General features: G+C 67.7%; 18 protein-coding genes and 4 pseudogenes. 11 read left to right on the top strand and 11 right to left on the bottom strand.

Annotated elements, in window-relative coordinates; translation table 11 throughout:
• The first annotated feature begins 158 nt into the window (after positions 1-158).
• A complete protein-coding gene (locus ACZ5CW_RS39460; RefSeq protein WP_468610350.1) occupies positions 159-680 on the top strand; it encodes a hypothetical protein in 522 nt (173 codons plus the stop codon).
• Between the two features lie 111 nt (positions 681-791).
• Positions 792-1,259, top strand: coding sequence for a hypothetical protein (locus tag ACZ5CW_RS39465; RefSeq protein WP_468610352.1), 468 nt, complete (start codon positions 792-794; stop codon positions 1,257-1,259).
• Positions 1,260-1,307: 48 nt separating this feature from the next.
• Here the strand turns inward: ACZ5CW_RS39465 and ACZ5CW_RS39470 are convergent, their stop codons facing one another.
• Positions 1,308-2,609, bottom strand: a complete 1,302-nt coding sequence (locus ACZ5CW_RS39470) for a NucA/NucB deoxyribonuclease domain-containing protein (protein WP_468610354.1) — start codon at positions 2,607-2,609, stop codon at positions 1,308-1,310.
• An 873-nt stretch (positions 2,610-3,482) separates the two neighbouring features.
• On the opposite strand from ACZ5CW_RS39470, the gene ACZ5CW_RS39475 reads away from it, so the two are divergent.
• The 3 genes from ACZ5CW_RS39475 to ACZ5CW_RS39485 all read left to right on the top strand — a co-directional run bounded on the left by ACZ5CW_RS39475 (position 3,483) and on the right by ACZ5CW_RS39485 (position 5,730).
• A complete protein-coding gene (locus tag ACZ5CW_RS39475) occupies positions 3,483-3,800 on the top strand; it encodes an ankyrin repeat domain-containing protein (RefSeq protein WP_468610356.1) in 318 nt (105 codons plus the stop codon).
• Positions 3,801-4,733: 933 nt separating this feature from the next.
• Positions 4,734-5,390, top strand: coding sequence for a hypothetical protein (locus ACZ5CW_RS39480; protein WP_468610358.1), 657 nt, complete (start codon positions 4,734-4,736; stop codon positions 5,388-5,390).
• A 34-nt stretch (positions 5,391-5,424) separates the two neighbouring features.
• Positions 5,425-5,730 carry a hypothetical protein gene (locus ACZ5CW_RS39485; protein ID WP_468610360.1) on the top strand — a complete coding sequence of 102 codons (306 nt, stop codon included), beginning with the start codon at positions 5,425-5,427 and terminating at the stop codon, positions 5,728-5,730.
• Between the two features lie 333 nt (positions 5,731-6,063).
• Here the strand turns inward: ACZ5CW_RS39485 and ACZ5CW_RS39490 are convergent.
• A pseudogene (locus ACZ5CW_RS39490) lies at positions 6,064-6,216 on the bottom strand (transposase); the annotation flags it as partial.
• Between the two features lie 62 nt (positions 6,217-6,278).
• On the opposite strand from ACZ5CW_RS39490, the pseudogene ACZ5CW_RS39495 reads away from it, so the two are divergent.
• Positions 6,279-6,479: pseudogene (locus tag ACZ5CW_RS39495) on the top strand (IS5 family transposase); the annotation flags it as partial.
• Between the two features lie 281 nt (positions 6,480-6,760).
• On the opposite strand, the gene ACZ5CW_RS39500 reads toward ACZ5CW_RS39495, so the two are convergent.
• From ACZ5CW_RS39500 to ACZ5CW_RS39525, 6 genes and pseudogenes are all read right to left on the bottom strand, one after another.
• Positions 6,761-7,240 carry a diadenosine tetraphosphate hydrolase gene (locus ACZ5CW_RS39500; protein WP_468610362.1) on the bottom strand — a complete coding sequence of 160 codons (480 nt, stop codon included), beginning with the start codon at positions 7,238-7,240 and terminating at the stop codon, positions 6,761-6,763.
• 140 nt (positions 7,241-7,380) lie between these two features.
• Positions 7,381-7,794 carry a hypothetical protein gene (locus ACZ5CW_RS39505; protein WP_468610426.1) on the bottom strand — a complete coding sequence of 138 codons (414 nt, stop codon included), beginning with the start codon at positions 7,792-7,794 and terminating at the stop codon, positions 7,381-7,383.
• An 851-nt stretch (positions 7,795-8,645) separates the two neighbouring features.
• On the bottom strand, positions 8,646-9,428 hold the full coding sequence (locus ACZ5CW_RS39510; protein WP_468610364.1) for a class I SAM-dependent methyltransferase: 783 nt from the start codon (positions 9,426-9,428) through the stop codon (positions 8,646-8,648).
• A 190-nt stretch (positions 9,429-9,618) separates the two neighbouring features.
• Positions 9,619-9,856: pseudogene (locus ACZ5CW_RS39515) on the bottom strand (transposase); the annotation flags it as partial.
• Between the two features lie 20 nt (positions 9,857-9,876).
• Positions 9,877-10,986, bottom strand: coding sequence for a hypothetical protein (locus tag ACZ5CW_RS39520; RefSeq protein ID WP_468610366.1), 1,110 nt, complete (start codon positions 10,984-10,986; stop codon positions 9,877-9,879).
• A gap of 753 nt (positions 10,987-11,739) precedes the next feature.
• Positions 11,740-12,636: a helix-turn-helix transcriptional regulator gene (locus tag ACZ5CW_RS39525; protein WP_468610368.1), complete on the bottom strand. Its 897-nt coding sequence runs from the start codon at positions 12,634-12,636 to the stop codon at positions 11,740-11,742.
• Positions 12,637-12,854: 218 nt separating this feature from the next.
• Between ACZ5CW_RS39525 and ACZ5CW_RS39530 the strand changes: the two genes are divergently transcribed.
• The 5 genes from ACZ5CW_RS39530 (at position 12,855) to ACZ5CW_RS39550 (ending at position 17,569) form a co-directional block, all read left to right on the top strand.
• Complete coding sequence (locus ACZ5CW_RS39530; protein WP_468610370.1) at positions 12,855-13,832, top strand: aldo/keto reductase; 978 nt, start codon at positions 12,855-12,857, stop codon at positions 13,830-13,832.
• A 48-nt stretch (positions 13,833-13,880) separates the two neighbouring features.
• Positions 13,881-14,909 (top strand): zinc-binding dehydrogenase, encoded by a 1,029-nt coding sequence (locus ACZ5CW_RS39535; protein WP_468610372.1) that lies wholly within the window; start codon positions 13,881-13,883, stop codon positions 14,907-14,909.
• Positions 14,910-14,948: 39 nt separating this feature from the next.
• Positions 14,949-15,800 (top strand): aldo/keto reductase, encoded by an 852-nt coding sequence (locus tag ACZ5CW_RS39540; RefSeq protein ID WP_468610374.1) that lies wholly within the window; start codon positions 14,949-14,951, stop codon positions 15,798-15,800.
• A gap of 364 nt (positions 15,801-16,164) precedes the next feature.
• Entirely contained in the window at positions 16,165-16,905 is a 741-nt protein-coding gene (locus ACZ5CW_RS39545) for a flavodoxin (protein ID WP_468610376.1), read from the top strand.
• A 73-nt stretch (positions 16,906-16,978) separates the two neighbouring features.
• Positions 16,979-17,569, top strand: coding sequence for an alpha/beta hydrolase (locus tag ACZ5CW_RS39550; protein WP_468610378.1), 591 nt, complete (start codon positions 16,979-16,981; stop codon positions 17,567-17,569).
• A gap of 31 nt (positions 17,570-17,600) precedes the next feature.
• Here ACZ5CW_RS39550 and istB read toward each other — a convergent pair whose 3' ends face one another.
• The 3 genes and pseudogenes from istB to ACZ5CW_RS39565 form a co-directional block, all read right to left on the bottom strand.
• Positions 17,601-18,374 carry an IS21-like element helper ATPase IstB gene (istB, locus tag ACZ5CW_RS39555; protein WP_468610380.1) on the bottom strand — a complete coding sequence of 258 codons (774 nt, stop codon included), beginning with the start codon at positions 18,372-18,374 and terminating at the stop codon, positions 17,601-17,603.
• Between the two features lie 61 nt (positions 18,375-18,435).
• Positions 18,436-19,961, bottom strand: a pseudogene (gene istA, locus ACZ5CW_RS39560) (IS21 family transposase); the annotation flags it as partial.
• Between the two features lie 942 nt (positions 19,962-20,903).
• On the bottom strand, positions 20,904-21,914 hold the full coding sequence (locus ACZ5CW_RS39565) for a beta-propeller fold lactonase family protein (RefSeq protein WP_468610382.1): 1,011 nt from the start codon (positions 21,912-21,914) through the stop codon (positions 20,904-20,906).
• Positions 21,915-22,572: the final 658 nt, after the last annotated feature.

Genomic DNA, 22,572 nt, shown 5'->3' on the forward strand with positions numbered 1-22,572 from the left:
GCTACGACAAACAGCCCGGCCGCTACCGCGCCGCCATCACCTTGGCCAGCACACTCATCTGGCTAGACACATGATCGGCAAAACGCTCCCTAGCCGCTCATGGTTCGTGGCTACGTCACTGACCGGCGTGAGGAGATCGGCTCCAGGCCGGACGAGGTGTGGTCGAAGCCTTTGTCCCGCAGACCCATAAGCCCGGCGCGGAGGCGGAGGTCGACTTCGGCGACGTGACGGTGCGGCCGGCCGACGAGCTGGTGACCTACTACCTGTTGGCATTCCGGCTGTCTTGCTCGGGCAAGGCCGTCCACCGGATCTTCGCCTCGGCAGGTCAGGAGGCGTTCTTCGAGGGCCACGTCCACGCTCTCAACCTGCTGGGCGGAGTGCCGACCGGGAAGGTCCGCTACGACAACCTTGGGGCTGCGGTCGCCCAGGTGCTGGGCTTCTCCCAGCATCGCGTCGAGGCCGAGCGCTGGACCGCGTTCCGCTCCCACTACGGCCTGGAAGCCCTCTACTGCCAGCCCGGCATCCGCGGCGCCCAGCTCGGACCCAGGGGGACCATCCCCGCGGGTGCCGGGGATGGTCCCTGCGGCAGCCGTCTCGCGGCGATCGACAGGAACCGCTGTGGTGAGGGCGGCGGCCGTCTTGGTTCGGGCATATGTTCGCCACGGCCGGGCACCGCATGAAGCGGCTACGAGACGGGCGTGACTACCAGCCGCCTGTGCCGGAAGCGGCGAATCCCGAGAGCCTACGATCGCAGGTGATGACCAGTCGTCTGCGACCTCTGGGGGCGCCTCGTGGCACAGCTTGTTCGTGAGCAGCACGTCGATGTGTTTGTGGCCTACTACGCATTCGGTCTGCAGGAATCCGACGACGGCTTCCTCGATCTGCTGTTTCCAGATGAGTTCGACTTCGACACGTTCCTGAGCACCCATCCCGGGCGCCTGGACATCACCAGCGCCGGACACACCCACACCGCCTCTCTCACAGTCGAGGTATGGGACGGACCTGCGCCGGAGCAGGACTTGGCCGGCTGGGAAGAACAGGCGGAGGCGGACTTCGAGTCGGTGAGCGGACAGGTCGCGGTGTGGTCGATGAGTCTGGGCCGGCTCGATGACCTGATCACGCTGGCAAACTCGGGCGGATTGTGGCGCGTGCGTGTCAGTTCCTCGGGTCGGGCTGCGGTCAAGGCCCTGGGAGAGAGCGAGGAAAGCATCGAGGGAGTGGAGCGGTACCTCGTGCAGTTCTGGCCTGCGGTTTCGTAGTCCAGCGTTGCGGCGGGAGTGACGGGCCGCTCCCGCCGCAACGAGGGGTCAGTCGATGATCTTGACGGTGAAGCCGTCGTCCAGGCCGTCAAGGATGCGGTTCTTGCTGTAGAAGCTCTTCAGGATGAGACCGCCTGCCTGGTTTTCCTTGCTGTCGATGGGCTTCACGGAGAAGTTGAACTTTCGCACTTCGGGGTCGTAGTCGTGTTCCGCGGCGCCTTCATAGGTGCTGGCGAATGGGTATTCGTCGCAGTCCCGCTTCCCACCGTGGGAGTAGCCGTCCCCCCAATAGCGCCTGCATTGCTTCTTCGCTGCCTTGCGGTTGTCCTCGTTGCGCTTCGCGCTCACTGTCCGGTGCAGGGGGGCTTTCACGGTCTGACCGGGCACCTTCTTGGCCGACATGTACGGCTTGGTGTCCTCGGGATGCTGGAACGCCGTCTTGATGTGCTGGGCTTCGGCGCGTTCTTCCGCCCCCGGTTTCGCGCTCAGAGTCAGCGACGCGTTGTAGCTGAAGGTTGCCGCGCCCTTCTTCGCCGGGTTGCCGTCCCCGGTGGAGTGGGGCAGGTAGGAAGCCGCATCCCACCGCGGTGCCAGCATGAATAGTGTGCCGCCGGGGTCCCCGCTGAGTTGCCACGGGGCCGGCGGTTTGAAGCTGACCACCGGCTCGTAGACCGCGGCCAGCAAATCCGAGCGTCCGCTTCCTTGGCCAGGCCTGGCGTTCATGGTGTGGTGGAACGTACGCAGTGCTTTCAGCTGCGTCCACGTCTTGGTACCGGGCATGCTCCCGCCGTGGCTGAAGCGCGCTCCGGACGGCCAAGTCTTCGGGGTGGTTCCCTTTGTGGTGATGGGCATGGTCAGTGCCCCTGTTCTGCCGGTTACTTTGAAATCTGTGTAGTAGTACTGGTAGTCGATGGTGCGGCTGTTCTTGGCGATCGTTCCGACCACGCGCAGGTTGAACATGCTGGCACCAGCAGGACGACCCCTGATCACCCACTCCTGCGTGAACGAGGCACCGTCGCACACCGCGAACCGCGACTTCACGAAGAACGGGTTGTCGGTGCCAAGGCCCTTGGCGCACTCGTCGAACGTCATCTGTCGCGGTGGTTCCGGCGCCGTCGCACCCGGCCCGGCCGACGGCGCCGTGACCGGCTCATCCGGTGAGGGGGCATAGCCAGAGGGCCGGTTCGACAAGGGCGCGTATGCCGCTGCCGGTCCCCTCGTCTCCAGCGCCAGCCGCGCGCGAGACTCGGTCTGACTCACCAACCGCTTAAGTTTTTCCTGGCCCTTCGGGCTCGCCAGCTCCTTCAGTGACGGCTTCGCAACACCGATCGGCAGGACGTAGGTCTCCACCCGCAGATCATCACTTTGGTCCGCATTCGCCCACGTGGGAGCGGCCGCAGACACGACAGCAAGTGCCGTCAACGTCGTCAACGCCCGCCTGGCAACGCTCGACCACCTCGTGCTACTCATCAACGAATCCCCGAGTTCGATGGCCGCCGGACCTCAAGTCCGGCGCCTGGTCAGCACTCAGCTTTCCGAACGAATGCACGAAAACGTGGCCAACGAGCCTGCCATGTCCTGATCGCGATGACACCTTGACCGAGATCACCCGGCGCAAAGATCATCAGTGGAAACAGCACAAGTCACTTGGAGCAATCCGTGCGCGCCTTGGCCATGGGCTCGGACAAGGCAGTCCCCGGTGCCCCAGGCGACAGGCGCGCCCCGGCCGGGCGGTGCGCACCCGATGCTAACGGCCTCGTGCATGGTTGGCCGTGGCACGTCGAGGCATGCTGGGCCGGGGGGGCACGCTCGACTGGCGCGAGAGAGGGTGGTTGTCCGCTGGTGAAGAGCAGTCCGGCGGCGGCTTGCACGATGTCACTCATGCGCTCGTGGCGGCCACGGTGGCGGGCGAGGGCCCTCCGGTTCTTCAGGTGTGCGATGCCGTGCTCGACACGGATGCGCCGTGAGGAGTGCGCCTTGCGCTGCTGCTCGTATCGCTCGTCGTACCACCCGGGAACGTTCTTCTTGAATACGGTGTGGTGGTGTCACCACCCATCCGCCGGTCTGTGCTCCGAGACCGGGGTGTCCTCGAACACGGCAAGGTCTGTTCTCTTCGGCTGGGTGTGGCAGGCAGCGGGGCGGTGCTTACCACTCATCTCAATCGGCGATCAGAGCCAGCGGAATGTGCTGGCCGGGCCGGTGCGGCAACGGTTGAATGCCGCTGTGGAGAACACCTGGACACCGGCCCATCAAGCGGTGGAGAACGAGGACGCAGCGGCGTTGGCTCAGCTGCTGGCGAAGGGAGTCGACCCCGATGAGCTATGGAACAACATGACGCTTCTGACGCACGCCATCGACGTTGAAGGCGATGGTGCCTTGCAGAGTGGCAGCCCGCTGACTGTGCATACCACCGCAGTGCTCCTTGCCTTCGGTGCTGACCCGCAACTCCCGGGGTCTGACGGGCAAACGCCCATGGACCTCGCCCTTCACTACGGGCATGACCTGGCAGTCGAGCTGTTGCAGCGGCACATCAGCGAGTGAGACGGCGCGGGCAGATGAGGGTGCAGGCGATGCTTGTGAAGGCGAGGAAGTGTTCGGGCTCGCGTTCCGTAGCGCCGGTGAGGGGTGGCGACAGCCGGCCAGCCACGAGACGGTCAGTTCTACCCGCGGGTGCGGGGAGCACATCCGGAACCGCAGAACGTCGAGATCCGCCACGGGATCATCCCCGCAGGTGCGGCACATGGACGCGCACTTGATGAAGTAGCCGTCGTCGGGACCATCCCCGCGAGTGTGGGGAGCACCGGGCCAAATCCGCTTCCAGCCCGCTGGTGTTCGGACCATTCCCGCGGGTGCGGGGAGCACAGCTTGGCCGCGGCGACCAGGAGCTGCCGCACCGCTTGGGAGGGGCGTCAGGGGGCCATCCCCGCACCCGCAGGGATGGCCCCTTCGTGCTGAACCCCGTGTGGAACCACGGCATCTGCTCCCCGCACCCGCGGGGATGGTCCCCGAGGAGGCCGCTGCCGAAGCGCGCCGCCGCGCTGCTCCCCGCGCCCGACCAAGCAGCCCTGTAGAGAGTGTCCGAGGGCCTTGACCTCCCCCTGCGCGAGGAAGGGACTCCCGCCGACAAGGGGCCTAACAAGTGCCTCGCGCTTCAGCGGTTCGCCGACCATGGCCTACAGGGCATCATCGATTACCGCCACGCAGGTCTGCGCGGCTGCCTCAGCAAGTCCAGCGCCCTCACCTGGCACAGCTGGGTGTAGCTGCCTGTCAACAGCCGGTCTCGTCAGGAGGGCCTACCACCCTCGCACGGAACTAAAGCTGCTCCCTCAACATGCTCCAGGACCTCGCCGCCCTGACGGCGGTACCTCAACTCTCTCTCAAGAGATCTACGGAATCTTCGCCTCCGACATGTCCCTGCCATACCGTCAGCGAGTCCGAACGCTTACAGAGCGGTCCCCGCCGGATAGGTATTGCGTGAAAATCTCAGCACGTCGCAATATGCTCATTCCCACGACAGCGCTCCTGCTGTCCACGGTCCTGGCCGGGCCCGCATTAGCCGACGACGAGGCATCACCGGCCGCCTCTTCGGCATCGGCACCAGCCGATGACTCCATCACCAACACGTCTCCGCCTGAACAGCCTGAAGAAGACATCACCGAAGTCCCCGTTGACCAGGTGGACAAACAGCCGGAAGAGCCTGCGCCCGAGGCCATGCCGCCGCTTCCCGGGGATCTGCCGGCGGCTGTCGACTGCGCCCCGGCTCACGGCATCTACATTCCTACCAAGCAGGGGCGCAAGTACCACCGGGCGGTGGGACCAACCAACTCGAACTACAAAGGAACATCCAGGACCGCCAAGTCGACATTCACGTCGGAGGTCACGGGCGAGGTAGGCGTCGCCGTCACCGGCAAGCTGGAAACGTCGGTGGGTACGTTGCTCGCCAAGGTCAAGGCCAAGTACGAGGTGAGTGTGTCCGCCAAGCTGACGGCCAAGCTGGGGAACTTCATCTCCGCCTGGACACGCCATCCCACAAGACCACCCACGCGACATATGGCGTTTGGCGCCTCAAGCACACCGGCAAGAGCTACTGGCTGCACGCCAACTGCACCACCACACTGGAGCACACCGTGACCAGCTACTCCCCCTTCCGCGTAGGCTGGTACCTGTGGGAAAGCTGAGCCCCCTCGCATCCGCGACCGCTTTGGCCGCCGTAGCTGTTCTCGCCGTCGGATGCAGCAGCGATGACGGCGACACGCCCGGCACCGGTCACCAGGCGCCGCCGTCCCGCGCCTCGTCCTCATCGACACACAAACCGACCAACGGTCGCGCCGAACACATACCCGGTGAAACCGTGACCAAGGCACCATCACTGCCGGACGGCGAAGTTGTCGCTCAGGCTGTGAACGCACGCGGCAACCGCGAGATGGACGTCAAAGGCGGCCTAAAAGCGGACCGTTGGCCGTCCTGGTGAACTGCAAGGGCAACGGCAAGCTGACCGTCGAGGTCAAACCGGTCGGACTGAGCTTTCCACTCGAATGCGTTGCCGGAGAAGTCAGCAGCACATACAACCAGCTGAACCTGAAGAGCACCCGTGAGCAAGGAACGGTGAGCGTGACTGCACCGTCCTCTGTCCGATGGGCAATCACCGTCGGACATTAGACCGTCGACCGCGACGCGTTGCACACACGAACACATTCCGCACCTGCCTCGGGGCGAAGACCTCGAGGCAGGTGCGGTCGTCATCTTGGATGTGCGTCGCTCGCCGCACGAACGCACGGAGGGGCCCAACGCCGGTCATAGTCAGCGCCAGAGGGCCGGAGGGTCCGAAGGGGGCGGAAGGCAGCTGCTGCCACGTGCAGTCCGACGTTGCCACGAACACGATCGCCGCCAGCACCTCCCGATCGCCATGGCGGCGCCGGCCACCGCCCTACGCACGCGTTGGCGCCTCCGGCAACACTCGCGGAACAACTCCCCCAGCTCATCGACACCAGCCGCTCAATGATTTCACCTCGGCACCAGGGGATTCCCTCGATCCCGAAGCGCTGGACGGTCGAGCGGACCTACGGCTGGCTCATGCTCCCTCGCCGGCTGGTCCGCGACTACGAAACCCTCCCCGCACGCTCCGAAGCCATGATCCACGTTGCCATGACCGACGTCATGGCCCGCCCACTCACCTGGCGCGAACCGAGGACCTTCATGAAGCAGCCAGCTCCGGGATGAAACACTGATCGTGATGGGCATCGTCCTTGCTGCGGCCGCCGGGCTCGCAACTGGCTTCGGCTGGCAGGCGCGCCCGTGGCATCGCTTGCGGGTGCGGGGAGCACAGCTGGCCGTCCTCGACGCCGGCGCCCTGGGAGCATCCCCGCGGGTGCGGGGAGCACTGCACTGCCAATGGGCCCGGTCCTGGACCACATCATCACCACCGACTAAGGACCCCGTGACCGTGTCCGCTGACCGTGATTACCGAGCCCGCCGACCTGATGGTCGGCGGGCTCACGCCGTCAGGCCATCGAACGCAACCGATCCAGTTCGCTGCCGATCGCATCCCGCAGCACGTCATGCTGCGGACCGAGCCTGAACCGCTCATCACTCCACCGCTCATGCGGATACAGCCACACAGGCTTGCCGACCAACTCGGCCGGCTCCCAATCGAACCGCGGCCGGACGTGGGCATGCAAGAACGGATCCGTATTGCCGAGGATCTCCAGGTTGACCCGGCGGAAATCGGCGTCCAGCCGCCGGCACGCCAGCTCAACCGCTTCTCCGAGCTGATCCATGTCGGACAGAAACGCCAGCCGCTTGGCCTTCGGCAGGTCGGACAGACGCTGAACACCGGGTTCGTCCACGAGGAGGACTGAGTAGCCCGCCAAGAACTGAACGTCGCCGATCACCGCGAATCCCGACTCAAGCCGCCGCAGCACGGTGGGGTGCTCCCCCCGCAGAGCAGCCCCGATCCGATCCGTCCGCCAGTCATCGGCCATTGCCCCAACCTACCCGCTGGTGATCAGGCACCGCTCTTCGCTCCCCACCTTCCCCGCACACATCAGGGACCAACCAAGTGAGGCGAGGAGCGCCCCCGGCCGTTTTCACGGCTCTGTCCGCAGTCGCGTGAATCCCCAGGTCAGCGAAGTGAGCGCCTCTGGTCGCGTTCGCGGTGGTGCGGGATGACCAGGCCGGTGCCCCGGTAGCCGCCGTCCGCGATCACAGTGGTCATCTGGAGGAGAGCGGAGCGTCCCAGCAGCGGCACGGTCACCGGACCGAACAGGACGTCGGCCATCACCATGGTGTTCGCGCTACGCCCGAGGAGGTCGAGCTCGATACGCGCCAGGCCGTAATGGGTACTCGCCCCGTTGCCAAAGACCACCGGGACCTGGTTGAGCAGAAGCGCCGGTGTGATCCCAAGGACGGTGGCCGAGCCCAGATCAAGGATCGTGTCGTCCGCGCCGGTGTCGACCAGACACCAGACCCGGTGCTTCAGGCCCTGGTGGTGGGCGATGACCTCGGCCCACGGCCGGGCGACCACCTGTGCGCCCATGCTCCCTGGAGGATTCGCCACATATGCATGGTTGTTGCATGCGTGCGTCACCTGGGGCATGCGGATCAGCCGAGCCTCTCAGCGACGACCGAGGCGAACAGGGCTCGACGTGGAACGTGGTCCTGGGGTAACCCGGCTCGCCAGCGCTTGGGGATCCGGATCATCATCGACGATGCTGTGGCCCACCACCGCCACCCAGTGAGCTGGCCCATGGCGTAGGTACTCCCCCAGCGAGTCGTAGCTGGCGCTCAGCCAGGCGGCTTCGACACTCAGTTCATGAGTTGGCACACCTCTACCATCACGCACAGTGACAGTAGTGACGCATATCTGGGCAATGTGGGCGCGTCTCGGGGAAGGCGGAACTTCGTCAGCGACAGCCGCCCGGGACGCGAAGACGTCATTGATCGAAGCCAGCGCGGCCGAATATCTGACGCTTGAGCCTCTTAAGAGCGATCAAGGGGGCAGCGTGCCCGGCCCTCGTTCCGGCTCCTCCACATCCGAATCCTCATCCGGTCACGAGCTTCAGGAAATCGCGGTCAGAACCATTTTCGAAGATCCCTATCAGCTCCATCGTGGTTCCGAACACTCCATAGTGAGGAGCCAAATGAGATGGCGCCTGTAAGAACGCCGCCGACGCCCCGCGCGTCGAGCACGGGGCGTCAGCCGACAGTGGCTGCTGAGGGCCTTCGTCGGCCTCCGGGCTCCGCTGCTGCGGCGCCGACCGACTCGCCAGCGCCAGCGCCAGGGCCGCCTATGCACAGGACACCGCCGTGAACTGATCATTTCTGGTGCACCGCCGTGACCGGGCCCTCTTGCAGTTTCGAGTGTGGAGTCAGACGGCTCGCCTGGTTCTACAGGTCGGCTACGAGAAGCCGGTAGCCGGCATCCAGTGCTTCGCGGTCGAGCAGCTCGGCATGGCGTTGGTGCCACCGGCCGGAGGACAGGTCGTCGGACAGCCGGGCCAGACCCGGCTGGATGACTTCGTCGCCGGTTTGGGCGAACATCGAGATACCTGCCCGGACGTGCGGATCGAGGTAAGCCTCGGGTCGGCGCCAGAAGGCGGCGAGGAATCCATCGGTGCAGTCGTACGGGATGGGGACGGTCTCGATGCGGGCGCCTCCCAATAGCGTGACCAGGCGGTCGAGGCCGACCGCTCGTGTGTCGTCGAACGCAGCTGCCTCGGGCAGGTACTCGTCAAGCAGCCAGAACCTGCGGCTGATGGCGTGGTCGAAGGTGAAGATGACGATCCGTTGCCGGGCGATTCGGAGGAGTTCCCCGATGCCGGCTTCCAGGTCGCTCCAGTGGTGCACAGTCAAAAGGGCCATCACCGCATCGGCCGCGTCGTCGGCGAGAGGGATCGACTCCGCGGATGCCTCCAGGACCTGGGCGGATCCGGTCGGACGCTGGGCGATCATCACTGAGCTGGGTTCAACAGCCAGCATCGTTTGTGACGGTTCGTAGGAGCCAGTGCCGGCTCCCACGTTGATCACGGTAGCGGCACCTCCGAGGGCTTGATGAATCCTGGCGGCGATTCGCGGGTCCGGTCGCCGGGAGTATGCGTAGGACGCGCCGATCCTGTTGTAAGTCGCCACACCACGCAGTATGCCCTCAAGTGCGATCTGGACTGGTGGCATCGCGTGATCGCGACTGCTTCCAGGACTGCCTGTACGGCGAGGAGACCCCTTTGATACCCGGCCACCTGGGGACGCCCCGCAGGCTTTGTCGGGCCGGCGAGGACCTGGCCGTCTCCCCGGCGCGCTTCCGGCACAAGGGCATCTGGCCCCGGATCACCGTGCGGCACACCAGCGACCCGGTCCCCGGCAACTCGACTGGGCAGGATGCAGCGTCGGTGGCCGCATGCACGCTGACCGACCTGGCAGTTCGCACGCTTGCCCAAGGCTCCGCCGTGCTGCCGGGCCACCCCGACCGAAGCGGTGCCGCACGTGGGAAACGACACGTCGTCGACCACCGAGACCTCGGGCCGGACCGTCTCGCACGATCGCTTGGCGATCCGCTGCCGCACGAGCAGCGGATCCCATGGCGACTGGTTGACGAACTGCTGCCGGGCTGTGACTGCAGGCTCTAGGAGCGGGTGGCAGTCGCGCAGTCGTTGCCCGCGGCCGTCGTGCCGTTGCTCGTGTCGATCGGCTCGCTGCGGTCGTACGGATCGACCTGGCGGGCCTCGTCGGCGGGCTGCTCGTCGGCCTTGCCGAAGGGCGGCACGAAGTAGCCAGTCGGGGCGGAGCAGCCGCCGTTGGTCATGTCGAGCACGTACGAGACGAGGGACATCGTGCCCGGTTCGGTGATGACCTTGGCCGGGTCGTCCCAGCTCATCACCACCTCGCGCCGCACGATCGTACGGACGACCTCGGCGTCCCGCCCGCTGTCGCCCGCCGGGGTGACCGGGTACACGAAGGTCACGTCCGCCGTCACCTCGACCGCCCCCCGTTTCCCCTCCCGATACGTGAGCCGACCGCGCGTCTTGACCACGTCACCGACCAGCCGGGCCTGCTCCGGCCGGAAACGGCTGAACAACAGCAGCGGGTCGGTCTCGGGAGCGGGCGTCGCCGACGACAGGGCGGTACGGAGATACTGCTGGACGTCCTTCTGGTGCGGGTTCAACAGCGCGATCGCCTTCGTGGGCCGCTCGCCCCGCAGGACGCGGGAGTCGAGCCCCGCGGCCACCAGGAAGTCCCGGCTCTGCCGCAGTGCCCGCTCGACCCGGGCGGCGTCCATCCAGCCGGTCGCCTTGGCCGGTGGCACCGTGATCCCTGCCGCTCCGTCGGCCCAGCGGGCGGCAGGCGAACCCCGGAAGGGTTCGGCGAGGGTAGGGCGCAGATCCGGCTCGGCGCCGGGCGCCTCCCGCGGGCCTTCCGACTCGGCGGCCAACGGCTCCCCGTCCTGACCGCCGTCGTTGCCACCGAACCAGCCGACGACCTGCTGTGGGAAGAGCCCCACGACCAGGAGGGCCACGGCCGCCACCAGCCCGGTCACGAACCAACCTGTCCTGCGCCGGGGCCGGGCCGGTGAGTACGTACGCCAGCCCTCCAGTTGCCCGGAGCCCTCCAGTTGCCCGGAGCGCTCCCGGAGCCGCCGCTCCACCTCACGGGCGCGTGCCGACGGCTCCACGGGGGCCCCAGCCGCACCCGTCACCGATTCACGAAGGAACCGCTCCCACTCCTCTTCGGACACGGACGACTCGTCCTGCCCCCCAGCCCCGCTCACACCGCACTCCCGTTCTCGCTCGATTGCTCGATGCCCTATGGCTCGATCGCTCGACCATCTGATCAGTTGACTGCGCAACGGTCGATCGAGAGCCGCCCGCATGATCGCATGAGCAAGCCGCCGGCCTGCCGGGATGGTGGTTGAGTGTCAGATCGCCGCGCTGCCCGCTGGCACGGGCGTGGGCGTGGCATTCGACGACAGAACTCCGTGGTCGCGTACGTCAGCGGTAGCGCCGTCGGCCTCGCCTGCGGCTTCCCCTGCTCGACCGACACTGCTTCGCCCCGCTGATTGACCAGGTTCCCGAAGGCGCCCGCGACGAGCGGCTGATGGGCTTGTGCGAAGACATGGCGTCGCCCGTCAACACACCGGCCCCCGCGCCGCCTCCTCCGACCTGATCGGCATCCAGCCGAGAACAGCGGAACGCTTCGCATCCTTGGCCGGAGAGAATGGGTCCGACTACCTGGCAAGCCGCCACCCTGCCCGCGTGTGAAGGTCACGAACCGGCGCGGGCGTGCACGCTGTCCCCGCTCCAGTTCAACCACATCAGGACGACGAGTCTTGAGAGACAGGAGCGTGGTCAGCTGCGGACGGCGTCCAGGGCCGCGTTGTACTGCTCGTTTCGGACACGCTCCTCGCTCTCGACGACTCTCGACGAACGCAGCGGCCCCCCGAGTTTCCCGCCTGTCGCCCGCCGGCGAACGACCGTTTGTGAAACAACGGTCAGGGTGACGTGTGAGGCATCTCCTGGCTGGGCGCGGCTACGGGCGCGCTCATGTCGAGCAGCATCATGGCGTCGTGGTCGGGGGTGCCGGGTTCGGCGGTGTAGACGCCGATGCGCTGGCCGGGGGTGCCTTCCAGGTGCATGGACTGGGAGGTGAGCGTGACCGTGCCGACGCGGGGGTGCTGGAAGGTCTTCTGCGCGGGCTTGCGGCCGGTGACCTCGTAGCGTTCCCACAGCCGGGCGAAGTCGGGGCTCTTCAGGAGAAGTTCACCGACCAGGTTCGTCAGGTCAGGAGCGTCGGGGGCGGTGCCGGCGACGGCGCGCAGCCGGGCGACGCAGCCGGTGATCTGGCGGTCCCAGTCGCCGAAGAGATCCCGCGCGGCCGGGTGGAGGAAGAGGTAGCGGGCGAGGTTGCGGTGCTTGGCAGGCCAGTCCTCCAGGCCCGCGTACAGGGCGAGGCCGCCCGGGTTCCAGGCCAGCATGTCCATGCTGCGGCTGATGACGTACGCCGGGTTCGGCCGCAGCGACTCCAGCAGCAGCTTCAGGTGGGGGCGCACGGTGCGGCTCGGGGCCGGCGGCGGCTCGGGCGCGTAGCGGGCGGCACGTGCGGCGAGCTCACGTAGGTGCTGGTGCTCCTGGTCGTCCATGTGCAGAGCGCGGGCGAGCGAGTCGAGGACGGCGGGACTGGGGCGGGTCTCCTTGCCGCGTTCCAGGCGCACGTAGTAGTCGATGCTGATCCCGGCGAGGGTGGCCAGCTCCTCACGGCGCAGACCGGGGGTCCGACGGATGCCGGCGCCGACGGTGAGGCCGACGTGTTCGGGACTGGTCTGGGTGCGGCGGGCGCGCAGGAAGCGGCCCAGCTCGGCGCCCTCGCTGTGTGCGCTCGTCGATGCCATGACTCCAGTCTCACCCGCTGGGCACCCGCTGCGCGGGCGGGAGGGGGGCCCTGTCATTACCCCCGAAGAGCCCGCCCTGCCACACCGGAGCAATCCGGGCGAAGGTGAATGAGGAAGACGCCGGACCCCTTCGCCGCCGCCCGGGTTTCGACGGGCATGACCTGCCGGACCGGGCGAAAGTGAGAGGCCAGGCAACACCATGATCGGAAGAGGGCGAGATGCGGTACATCAAGCTGCGTGACCTGGAGGTTTCCCGGATCGGCCTGGGCGCGATGGGCATGTCCCACGGCTACACCGGCTCGGGCACCGACGACGCCGAGTCGATCAGGACCGTGCACCGGGCCCTTGAGCTGGGCGTCACCCTCATCGACACCGCCGAGATCTACGGCCCCTACACCAACGAGGAACTGCTGGGCCGGGCGCTGAAGGGCCGCCGGGACAAGGTGGTGCTGGCCACCAAGTTCGGTCTGGTCTCGCACGCGGGCGAGGGCGCGTGGAACCTGGACTCCGGCCCGGCCAACATCCGCACCGCGGTCGAGGGCTCCCTCAAGCGGCTGGGCACCGACCACATCGACCTGTACTACCAGCACCGGGTGGACCCGAACACGCCGATCGAGGAGACCGCCGGCGCGGTGGGCGAGCTGATCGCCGAGGGCAAGGTACGGGCTTTTGGCCTCTCGGAGGCGGGCCCGGGCACGATCCGCCGCGCCCACGCCGTCCAGCCGGTCACCGCGGTGCAGTCCGAGTACTCCCTGTTCACTCGCGGGATCGAGGAGCACGTGCTGCCCGTCCTGCGGGAGCTGAACATCGGCCTCGTGCCGTTCTCCCCGCTGGGCCGCGGTTTTCTGACCGGCACCGTGCGCTCCACCGACCAGTTCGACGAGAACGACTTCCGCCGCGACAACCCCCGCTTCACCGGCGACAACTTCCAGCACAACCTGACGCTGGCCGACGAGGTCAAGGCCCTTGCCGATGAGGCCGGTGCCACCCCCGGGCAGGTGGCGCTGGCCTGGCTGCTCGCCCAGGGCGACGACATCGCCCCGATCCCCGGCACCAAGCGCGTGACCCGGGTCGAGGAGAACACCGCCGCCGACGCCGTCACGCTGACCGCCGAGCAGCTCGACAGGCTCTCCAGCCTGCCGCCCGCCGCCGGCGCCACCCACACCGAGGCCCAGGCGCAGATGCTCGAACGCTGATTCATCCGCACCGCCCCGCACGACCCCCGTTTGGAGAAGTAGTCCCTGATGCGTGCAGCAGTGATGTACGGAGCCGGCGACGTCCGCGTCGAGGACCGGCCCGACCCGAAGATCGTCCAGCCCGCCGACGCGGTGGTGCGCACGGTGGCCGCGTGTGTGTGCGGCAGCGACCTGTGGCCGTACGGGTCGATGCCCGCCACCGACGCAGGCCGCCCCATGGGGCATGAGTTCCTCGGCGTCGTGGAGGAGACCGGTGCAGCGGTGACCGGCCTGAAGACCGGTGATCTGGTCGTCGCCCCGTTCACCTACAGCGACAACGCCTGCGACTACTGCGCCAAGGGCCTGCACATCTCGTGCCGCAACGGCGGCCGGTACGGCTTCGACGGGGTGGACGGCGGGCAGGGCGAAGCCGTCCGCGTCCCCTACGCCACCGGCACTCTGGTCAAACTGCCGGTGGCCGCCGACTCCGCGCTGCTGCCGTCGCTGCTGGCGCTGTCCGACGTGATGACCACCGGCCACCACGGCGCCGTCACCGCCGGCGTCGGCCGCGGCGATGCGGTGCTGGTCGTCGGGGACGGGGCGGTCGGCCTGTGCGCGGTGATCGCCGCCAAGCGGCTCGGCGCCGAGCGGATCGTGCTCGCCGGCCGCCACGAAGCCCGGACCGCTCTGGGCCGCGAGTTCGGCGCCACCGATGTGGTCGCCGAGCGCGGTGAGGAGGGCATCGCCCGCATCCGCGAGCTGACCGGCGGCGTGGACAAGGTCATCGAGGCCGTCGGCACCCGCCCGGCCCTCGACACCGCCCTGGGTTCGGTCCTGGACGGCGGCACCATCAGCCGACTGGGCGTCCCCCAGTACGAGCAGGGGCCGATCGGTCCTGCCGAGTTCATGCGCAACATCACCCTGACCGGCGGTGCCAGCCCCGCCCGCGCCTACATCCCGGAACTGCTCACCGACGTCCTGGACGGCACCATCACCCCCGGCCGCGTCTTCGACCAGGCCTTCCCCCTCGACCGGACACCGGACGCCTACCGGGCCATGGCCGACCGCCAGGTCCTCAAGGCCCTCATCCGCCCCTGACCACCTGCCCCCACCCGCACCGCGAAGGACATCCCGTTCATGCAGACCGTCACCCTCAACAACGGCGTCGAGATGCCGCTCCTCGGCTTCGGCGTCTACCAGATCCCCGCGGACGACACCGAGCGCGCCGTCTCCGAGGCACTGGCCGCCGGCTACCGCCTGCTGGACACCGCCGCCGCCTACGGCAACGAAGAAGCCGTCGGCCGCGCCATCACCTCCAGCGGCATTCCGCGCGAGGACCTGTTCGTCACCACCAAACTGTGGGTCCAGGACGCCCCCGCCCAGGACAACACCCGCCGCGCCTTCGAGACGTCCCTTAACAAGCTGGGCCTGGACTACCTCGACCTGTACCTGATGCACCAGCCCTTCGGCGACGTCTACGGCCAGTGGCGCGCCATGGAGGCCCTCAACCGCGAGGGGGTGGCCAAGGCGATCGGGGTCGCCAACTTCTACCCCGACCGTCTGATCGACCTGATCATCAACAACGAGATCACCCCGCAGGTCAACCAGATCGAGACTCACCCCTTCTTCCAGCGCGCCGACTACCAGGACCTCATGCGCGAGCACGGGGTGCAGATCCAGTCCTGGGGCGGCTTCGCCGAGGGCAAGAACGACCTGTTCACCAACCCGCTGCTCGCCGAGATCGGCAAGGCATACGACAAGTCCGTCGCCCAGGTCGTCCTGCGCTGGCTCACCCAGCGCGGCGTCATCGCCATCCCCAAGTCCGTACGTGCCGAGCGCATGGCCGAGAACATCGACGTCTTCGACTTCGAGCTCACCGACAAACAGATGGCCCAGATCGCCACCCTCGACACCGGCAGCTCCCTGTTCTTCGACCACCACTCCCCCGAGATGGTCACCTGGCTCGCAGGGCGCCGCCTGGACAGCTGAAGGCCCCACCCAATGCGCCTCGCCGGCCGCGGGTGCCCTCAAGCGAATGCCCGGGGCACCCGCCCGGCTTCCACGGTTCACCGGGAGCCGTCCACCATGATCACGCCACGGCAACACGGCGCCCTGCCGGGCCGGCGCACCGTTCTGCGCGGCGCGCTGCTGACAGCAACCGCCGCTTTGAGCGCGACCCACCTGGCGGGCTGCTCACCGTCCTCACCGCCGCCCGGCGCCTCCTCCACTCCCTCCCAGTCCGCCGCGAAGACTGGAAGCAACGTGGAACGAGTCCTGCTGGCCTACTTCTCCCGCCCGGGCGAGAACTACTACTACGGACGGCCGTACCGACCTGAAGGTCGGCAACACCGAGGTGCTCGCCGAAAGGATCGCCGACCGCATCGCCTGCGACACCTACCGCATCCAGGCCGCCGACCCCTACCCGCACGACTACGACGCGACCGTTAAGCGCAACGTCCGCGAGCAGGACACCGACGCCCGCCCGGCCATCGAAGGCCGCCTGCCCTCCCTCGACGGCTACGACACCGTCCTCCTGGCCAGCCCCGTCTGGAATGTCCGAGCACCCATGATCATGACGACGTTCACCGAAGCTCTCGACTTCCGCGGCAAGACCCTCCACCCGGTCACCACGTACGCCATGAGCGGCCTGGGCACCACCGAACGCGACTACGCCGTCTCCTGCCCCGGCGCGAAGATCGCTGAGGGCCTCGCGATACGCGGCGAAGAGGTCAAGGACGCCGACACCGAAGTTGAGGCATGGCTGCGACGTATCGGGCTGCCCGCCCGGTATCCGCTCCTGCCGGGCACGTCACGGCCCGGCCGGATGTCAGGGCTCACGGCCACTCGTCGTCCTCGTCCGCATCGCCGGTGGCCGGGTCCCCTAGCAGGCGCAGACCACGCCGGCGGGGACGGCGGCACGGAAGCTGTAGCTCCCCAGGCAGTTGAGGTTCGCGTAGCGCAGCGGGGACAGGCGGGCGATGTCCTCCTCCAAGACCTCGTACTCCTGCGCACCGACGGGCGTGGTGCGCAGATGGTCGACAGCGGCGTCCGGTGTCGACGGTCACGTAATTCCCCAGGGTTCATGGTCACGTAATTCCCCAGGGGGTGGTTGTGGCGGCGTTCGAGCACCGGGAGTCACGTGATCAGCTGACTAGTAGTCTGCGGCCATGTCTGATCCTGTCCCCTTCGCCATGCCCACCCGTTTCGACGGAGGCAGAGATCGTGTCGCAGTTGTCGTTCCAGGTGTCGGTTACTCGCCTGCCCGGCCGCTACTGCACTTCGCCCGGAGCGTCCTGCTTCAGCACGGCTGGACGGTCCAGGAGCTGTGGTGGCAGATTCCCGATGGGTTCGCGCAGTTCACGGTGGTCGACCGGATCGCATGGGTGGAGCGGCAGGTCACCGAGGCCATCGAAGCCGAGGCCGAGGCTTGTCGGCTCGTCGTCGGCAAGTCCCTGGGCTCCCTCGCCTGCGGCATCACAGCCGACAGGAACATCCCGGCAGCCTGGCTCACCCCGGTCCTGACCATCGACCACGTTGCCGCGGCTCTCCGACGAGCCATGGAGCCGACCCTCCTCATCGGCGGAAGCGCCGACAAGCTCTGGGATTCACGAATTGCTGCGTCCCTGCGCCACGATGTCCTGGAAGTGCCCTCGGCGGACCATGGCCTGGAGCTTGCGGACAATACCGCAGGATCGATTGAGGTCCTGCGGCAAGTCGTCTCTCGGCTGGACCGCTTCATCGGCTCGCTCGACCGCTGAGGACAGGTAACAAGATTGGCTCGGGCGGGTTCTAACCGCTGACGGAGGTGTCCGGCTTCCCGGTGGAGCCCTTTGGCCGCTTGTTGGGCCGGTAGCTGGGGCCGTTCATGATGACCTGGTGGCTGGAGTTGATCAGCCGGTCCAGCAGCGACTCGGCGACGACCGGGTTGGGGAAGAGGGGATGCCAGTCGCTGGGAGCCCTGTTGCTGGTGATGATCAAGGACCGGCCCTGTCGTTCGGAGACGAGTTCGTAGAGGTCGTCGGCCTGGGAGGCGGTCAGCTGGCGCATGGCGAAGTCGTCGAGGATGAGCAGGTCCGGGCGAATGAGCTCGCGGATGCGTCGGTCCCAGGTGCGGTCCGCGTGGCCGCCGGCGAGTTCGGCGAGGATGCGGCTGGTCTTTGCGAAGCGGACGTTGGCGCCCTGGCGGACGGCTTGGTGGCCGAGGGCCTGGGCCACGTGGGTCTTGCCGACGCCGACGGGGCCGAACAGGATGACGGACTCGCCGGAGTGGAGCCAGCGCAGAGCCGCGAGGTCGCGGATCTGGGCGGCGGGCAGTTTCGGGGAGGCGTTGAAGTCGAAGCCCTCCAGGGTGGCTTGCTGCTCGAACTTGGCCTTGCGTAGGCGGCGTTCGAGCGCGACGCTCCCGCGTCGGGTGATCTCGTCGTGGCAGAGGACCTGGAGGAAGTCGAGGTGCCCGAGTTCGCCTTTCTGGGCCTGGGTGAGGCGGGCGTCGAGGGTTTCGAGCATCCCGGACAGCCGCAGGGTCTTCAGGGAGTCGCGCAGGGCGGTGGTCATCACGCTCATCGGGCGGCCTCCTCGGCGTCATCGCGGCCCTGGTCGTCGTGGACGCTGCCAGGTGTCTGGTGGGGACGGTGGTCGCGAACAGGCCCTCGGGCCCGTGCAGGAAGGCCGAGGCTCCGGCGTCGCCGGTCTCGGGTTCCGGGTCGGTCTCGGTGCCGGCGACCAGGATGCCCTTGACGGTGCGGTAGGAGGGGTCGCCGACCGCGACTGCCTTGCGGCAGGCGGCCTCCAGTCGGATGTCGCCGTACTTCTTGCGCAGCCCGAGGACCCCTTGGGCGGCGCGGAGCCGGTAGAGGGCGTTGACCTCCAGGAGTTGATCGATCACCTCCCGGCATGCATCTCCGACCTGGGATGCCTGGCTGCGGCACCAGATCGGCGTGCGCATCTGGAAAGCGATCTTCTCGGGCGGGTAGTCGCCTCTGTCGGTGCGTTTGCCCTGTTCCAGGGCGGCATGGGCCTTGACCAGCTCGCCCTCGTGGAAGATCTGCACCGTGACAGCGGTTGAGCGGACATCGACGCGGCGTCCGATCAGTTTCCAGGGCGCCGAGTAGAGGGTGCGGCCGACCTTGATGTGGATGTCCGGGCCGACCGTCGCCTTCGACCATCTGGCCAGCACGAACGGCTCGGACGGCAGCGGAAGCAGAGCCTCAGCCTCCACCGCCTCGAACACCGACAGCGGCTTCGCACCGTCCAGCGGCGGCACTGCCGCTGACCGGCGACATTCCTTGCCCAGAGCAGAGCCTCGGCCTGCATGTGCTCCAGTGAGGTGAAGGTCCGCCCGCTCCAGAACGAGTCGCGGACATAGGGCATGGGCCGCTCGACCCGCGGTTTGTCCTTCGGCTTCGAGGCGCGGGCCGGGTCCACCAACGTGCCGTAGTAAGTGGCGAGTTCGGCGTACGACTTGTTGATCTGCGGGTCGTAGAGGTCCGGCTTGTCCACCCCGGTCTTCAGGTTGTCCGGCACCAGCCGGCGGGGGACGCCGCCGAAGAAGCGGAAGGCTTCCACGTGCGCTTCGGTCCAGGCGTGCTGGTCCATGTGGGCCACTGGGCGGACGAACATGTGCCGCGAGGCGGGCAGCACCATCACGAACGCCCAGATCCGGTGCCGTTTCCCGGTCGCCGGATTGATCCACTGCCCCAGGAAGCCGTAGTCGATCTGGGCCGAGCCCGGCTCGACGTTCTCCCGAAGCACCGTGACCTTCGAGCGGGCCGCCTCCTCGGGCAGGTTCTCGTGCACCCAGCGGCGGAACGTTGACAGCGACACCTTCAACTTGTCCTCGTCTCGGAGCCGTTGGTGGATCGTGGTGACCGTCGTCGTCTCCAGCAGGCTCTTGACGTAGTCCCGGTGCGGCTCGATCTCTGCCCACCGCACCTGGTTCAGCTTCCGGCTGGCCAGCTCCGGGAACCAGCTCTTGAGGAGCTTGGCCCAGTCCGTCTCGCTCATCGGCGGCCCTCCTGGAGTGATCCCGGCCGCCTCCGCCGGCGCCAGGTACTTCCTGATCGTCTTGCGGTCCACCCCCAGCGAGGCGGACACCTGGCTCTTGGACCGGCCCGCGTACCAGTGCACGTAGATTTCGACGATGTCGACCACGGTGAATGTTCTCCTTGCCATCCGGTGCGTCCGTCGACCTCTCGGCTCGCAGGTCAAGGGACCGCGATGGCTCCGAGAGGCCCAGACCCTCAACCCGGGCACCGGCATGCCCATGGGGAACCCGACCGATTCGCAAGGAAGATTCGAAAGCCCGGCAAACCACCCGAAGCAGGGAACATCAGGCAAGCTCAAGCGTAGTCAGCGGCACCACCCGCGGTCAGCGTCCCGGTGGGGAATCGTGACCACGGGGGTGGGGAATTGGCTGACGCTGATCATGGAGACATTGGGGAATTATCTGACCGTCGACACCAGGTAGCTGGCAGTCCAGAGCACAGCCGCGCTGAGGACGAGACCGAGCGCGCCGAGCTGGTCCTCCTGCCATGATGGTTCTCAGCGCCAACAGCACCTTCACCAGCAGACTCGGGAGACGACCAAAGCCATCGTCGGCGCCATCACTGGCCCGCCGGCCGCACCGGGCACCCTCCTGCTCGGCCGGTACGCCACCGGCGGCTGCCTGCACTACGTGGGCCGTACCGCCACCCTCGCCCGGACCATCGCCGCTGGCGGCATCCCGCCCGCTTCCACCGCACCCGCCCAGACCTGCAACCTGGTGACGTCACGCGCCTGGACTCACCGCCCCTGTGACACACGGGGTTACTCTCCACAAAAAATCTTGACGCCCCACGGCCTCCCGCTATTGCGGTGCGATACGAGCTTCCGGCAACGAGTCGGACACCACACGGCGGTGAGTGAAGAACGACCGGCTCCACCTTCTCGCTGTCGGCCCTGCGGCTGGTGCCGGCAGCAGCCTCCTGGTCGTCCGCGCGGCGGATCCTGCGCCTCCAGGATCGCGGACGGGCGCGACGACGGAAAGGGGTCGAGTGCCCGCCGCCTCGAGGTCACCGCCGTGGGTGTCCGTTTTCGCCTCGGCCAGCATTGTCCTCAGCAGGTGCTCTTTCGGGGGTCCGGGCAGTGGCCGCCCCCTTGGGCCGCGTTCAGGACTGCCACCCCGACCGGTGTGTCGCCGGTCTCGAAGGTGTCGACCACCACGTTGGTGTCGGTATTGATCACCGACACCGTGTCGGCGGCGGAGTTGGTGACGTAGACGCGGGCGTCGGCCGGGTCGGCTGCCACCCTGGCGGGTTCGTCGCCGACGGGGATGGTGGTGACCACCGCATTGGTGGCGGTGTTGATCACCGTCACCGTGTCGGCGTCGAAGTTGACCACATAGGCGCGAGCCCGGCCGGGGTCCACTGCCACGCCCGTCGGACCGGCGCCGACGGGGACGGTGGTGACTACCGCGTTGGTGTCAGTGTTGATCACAGACACCGAGTTGTCGAGCTGGTTGACCACGTAGGCGCGGGCACGGCCCGGGTCTACCGCCACGTCGAACGGGGAGTCACCGACGGGGATGGTGGTGACCACCGTGTTGGTGTCGGTGTTGATCACAGACACGGTGTCGGCTTCTCGGTTGGCCACGTAGGCGCGGCCACGGCCCGGGTCCACGGCCACCCCGAACGGGGAGTCACCGACGGGGATGGTGGTGACCACCGTATTGGTGTCGGTGTTGATCACCGTCACCGAGTTGCTGGCCGCGTTGGTCACGTAGGCGCGCGCACGGCCCGGGTCCACTGCGACCTGCTGCGGGGCGACGCCGACGGGAATGGTGGTGACCACCGTATGGGTGTCAGTGTTGATCACCGTCACCGAGTCGCTCTCGCGATTGGTCACGTAGGCGCGGGCACGGCCCGGGTCCACGGCCACATCGGCAGGGGTGTCACCGACGGGGACGGTGGTGACCACCGCGCCGGTGCTGGTGTTGATCACCGACACCGTATCGGCGTCGGCGTTGGTCACATAGACACGGCTGACGCTCTGGGGAGGCTTGGGCTTGGCTGCTGCCGCCTGCGGGGTGACTCCTGGCAGCAGCGCGGTGCACACCACCGCCAGCATGCCCACCAGCCACGTTCGCGCGCGCCACGACTGCGTCGGTCTCCCTGTCCCGTTCGTGTATCTGGCTGACGTGCTCTCATGACTGTCCGGGGGCATGCGCATTTCATCTCCAATGCCAGGGGTTGATTACGGCCGCCTCAGGTAGCCAGCCGTCAGCAGCATCGTCAGCGCCGCGCGATGCCCTCGCCAGACAGGGATGGCCGAACGGGTTGCCGCACCTGCCACGGCCAATTCCCATCACCCGAACCGCAGAAGCGCCTGTCCGGTGTCAACGACCACCCGCGGTGCCGCTTGCAGCAGATGACCGGTCATTGACTGCCCTGCCCCGTGCGAACTCGCGAGCTTCTACGAGAGCCTGCTGTCGCTGACTCAGCACACCGCTCCAGGTCGCGATCCCAACGGTCGGGCGCGTAGGGAAACGGCAGAAGGACCGAGGGCACGTGCGCCGAGCGGGCATCCATGCCTTGATCGACGAGCACGCGGCCAGCCCCTCTCCCACCAAGCCCACCCCCGCTCGGCTGCAGCGGGCGGCAAGCCGCGCGCACCGCAGCGGGGGGGGGGGGGGGGGGGGGGGGGGGGGGGAGGGGGGGGGTGGGGGGGGGGGGGGGGGCCGGGGGGGGGGGGGGGAGGGGGGGGGGGGGGGTGTGGGGTGGGGGGT

The organism is Streptomyces sp. NPDC031379 (genome assembly GCF_055569615.1).

What these genes read in the sequence shown, in the direction of transcription:
- ACZ5CW_RS39500 (WP_468610362.1), bottom strand. Translation starts at nt 7,240, where the DNA reads ATGGCCGATGACTGGCGGACGGATCGGATCGGGGCTGCTCTGCGGGGG.
- ACZ5CW_RS39505 (WP_468610426.1), bottom strand. Translation starts at nt 7,794, where the DNA reads ATGGGCGCACAGGTGGTCGCCCGGCCGTGGGCCGAGGTCATCGCCCAC.
- ACZ5CW_RS39510 (WP_468610364.1), bottom strand. Translation starts at nt 9,428, where the DNA reads ATGCCACCAGTCCAGATCGCACTTGAGGGCATACTGCGTGGTGTGGCG.
- ACZ5CW_RS39525 (WP_468610368.1), bottom strand. Translation starts at nt 12,636, where the DNA reads ATGGCATCGACGAGCGCACACAGCGAGGGCGCCGAGCTGGGCCGCTTC.
- ACZ5CW_RS39530 (WP_468610370.1), top strand. Translation starts at nt 12,855, where the DNA reads ATGCGGTACATCAAGCTGCGTGACCTGGAGGTTTCCCGGATCGGCCTG.
- ACZ5CW_RS39535 (WP_468610372.1), top strand. Translation starts at nt 13,881, where the DNA reads ATGCGTGCAGCAGTGATGTACGGAGCCGGCGACGTCCGCGTCGAGGAC.
- ACZ5CW_RS39540 (WP_468610374.1), top strand. Translation starts at nt 14,949, where the DNA reads ATGCAGACCGTCACCCTCAACAACGGCGTCGAGATGCCGCTCCTCGGC.
- ACZ5CW_RS39550 (WP_468610378.1), top strand. Translation starts at nt 16,979, where the DNA reads ATGTCTGATCCTGTCCCCTTCGCCATGCCCACCCGTTTCGACGGAGGC.
- istB (WP_468610380.1), bottom strand. Translation starts at nt 18,374, where the DNA reads ATGAGCGTGATGACCACCGCCCTGCGCGACTCCCTGAAGACCCTGCGG.
- ACZ5CW_RS39565 (WP_468610382.1), bottom strand. Translation starts at nt 21,914, where the DNA reads ATGCTGGCGGTGGTGTGCACCGCGCTGCTGCCAGGAGTCACCCCGCAG.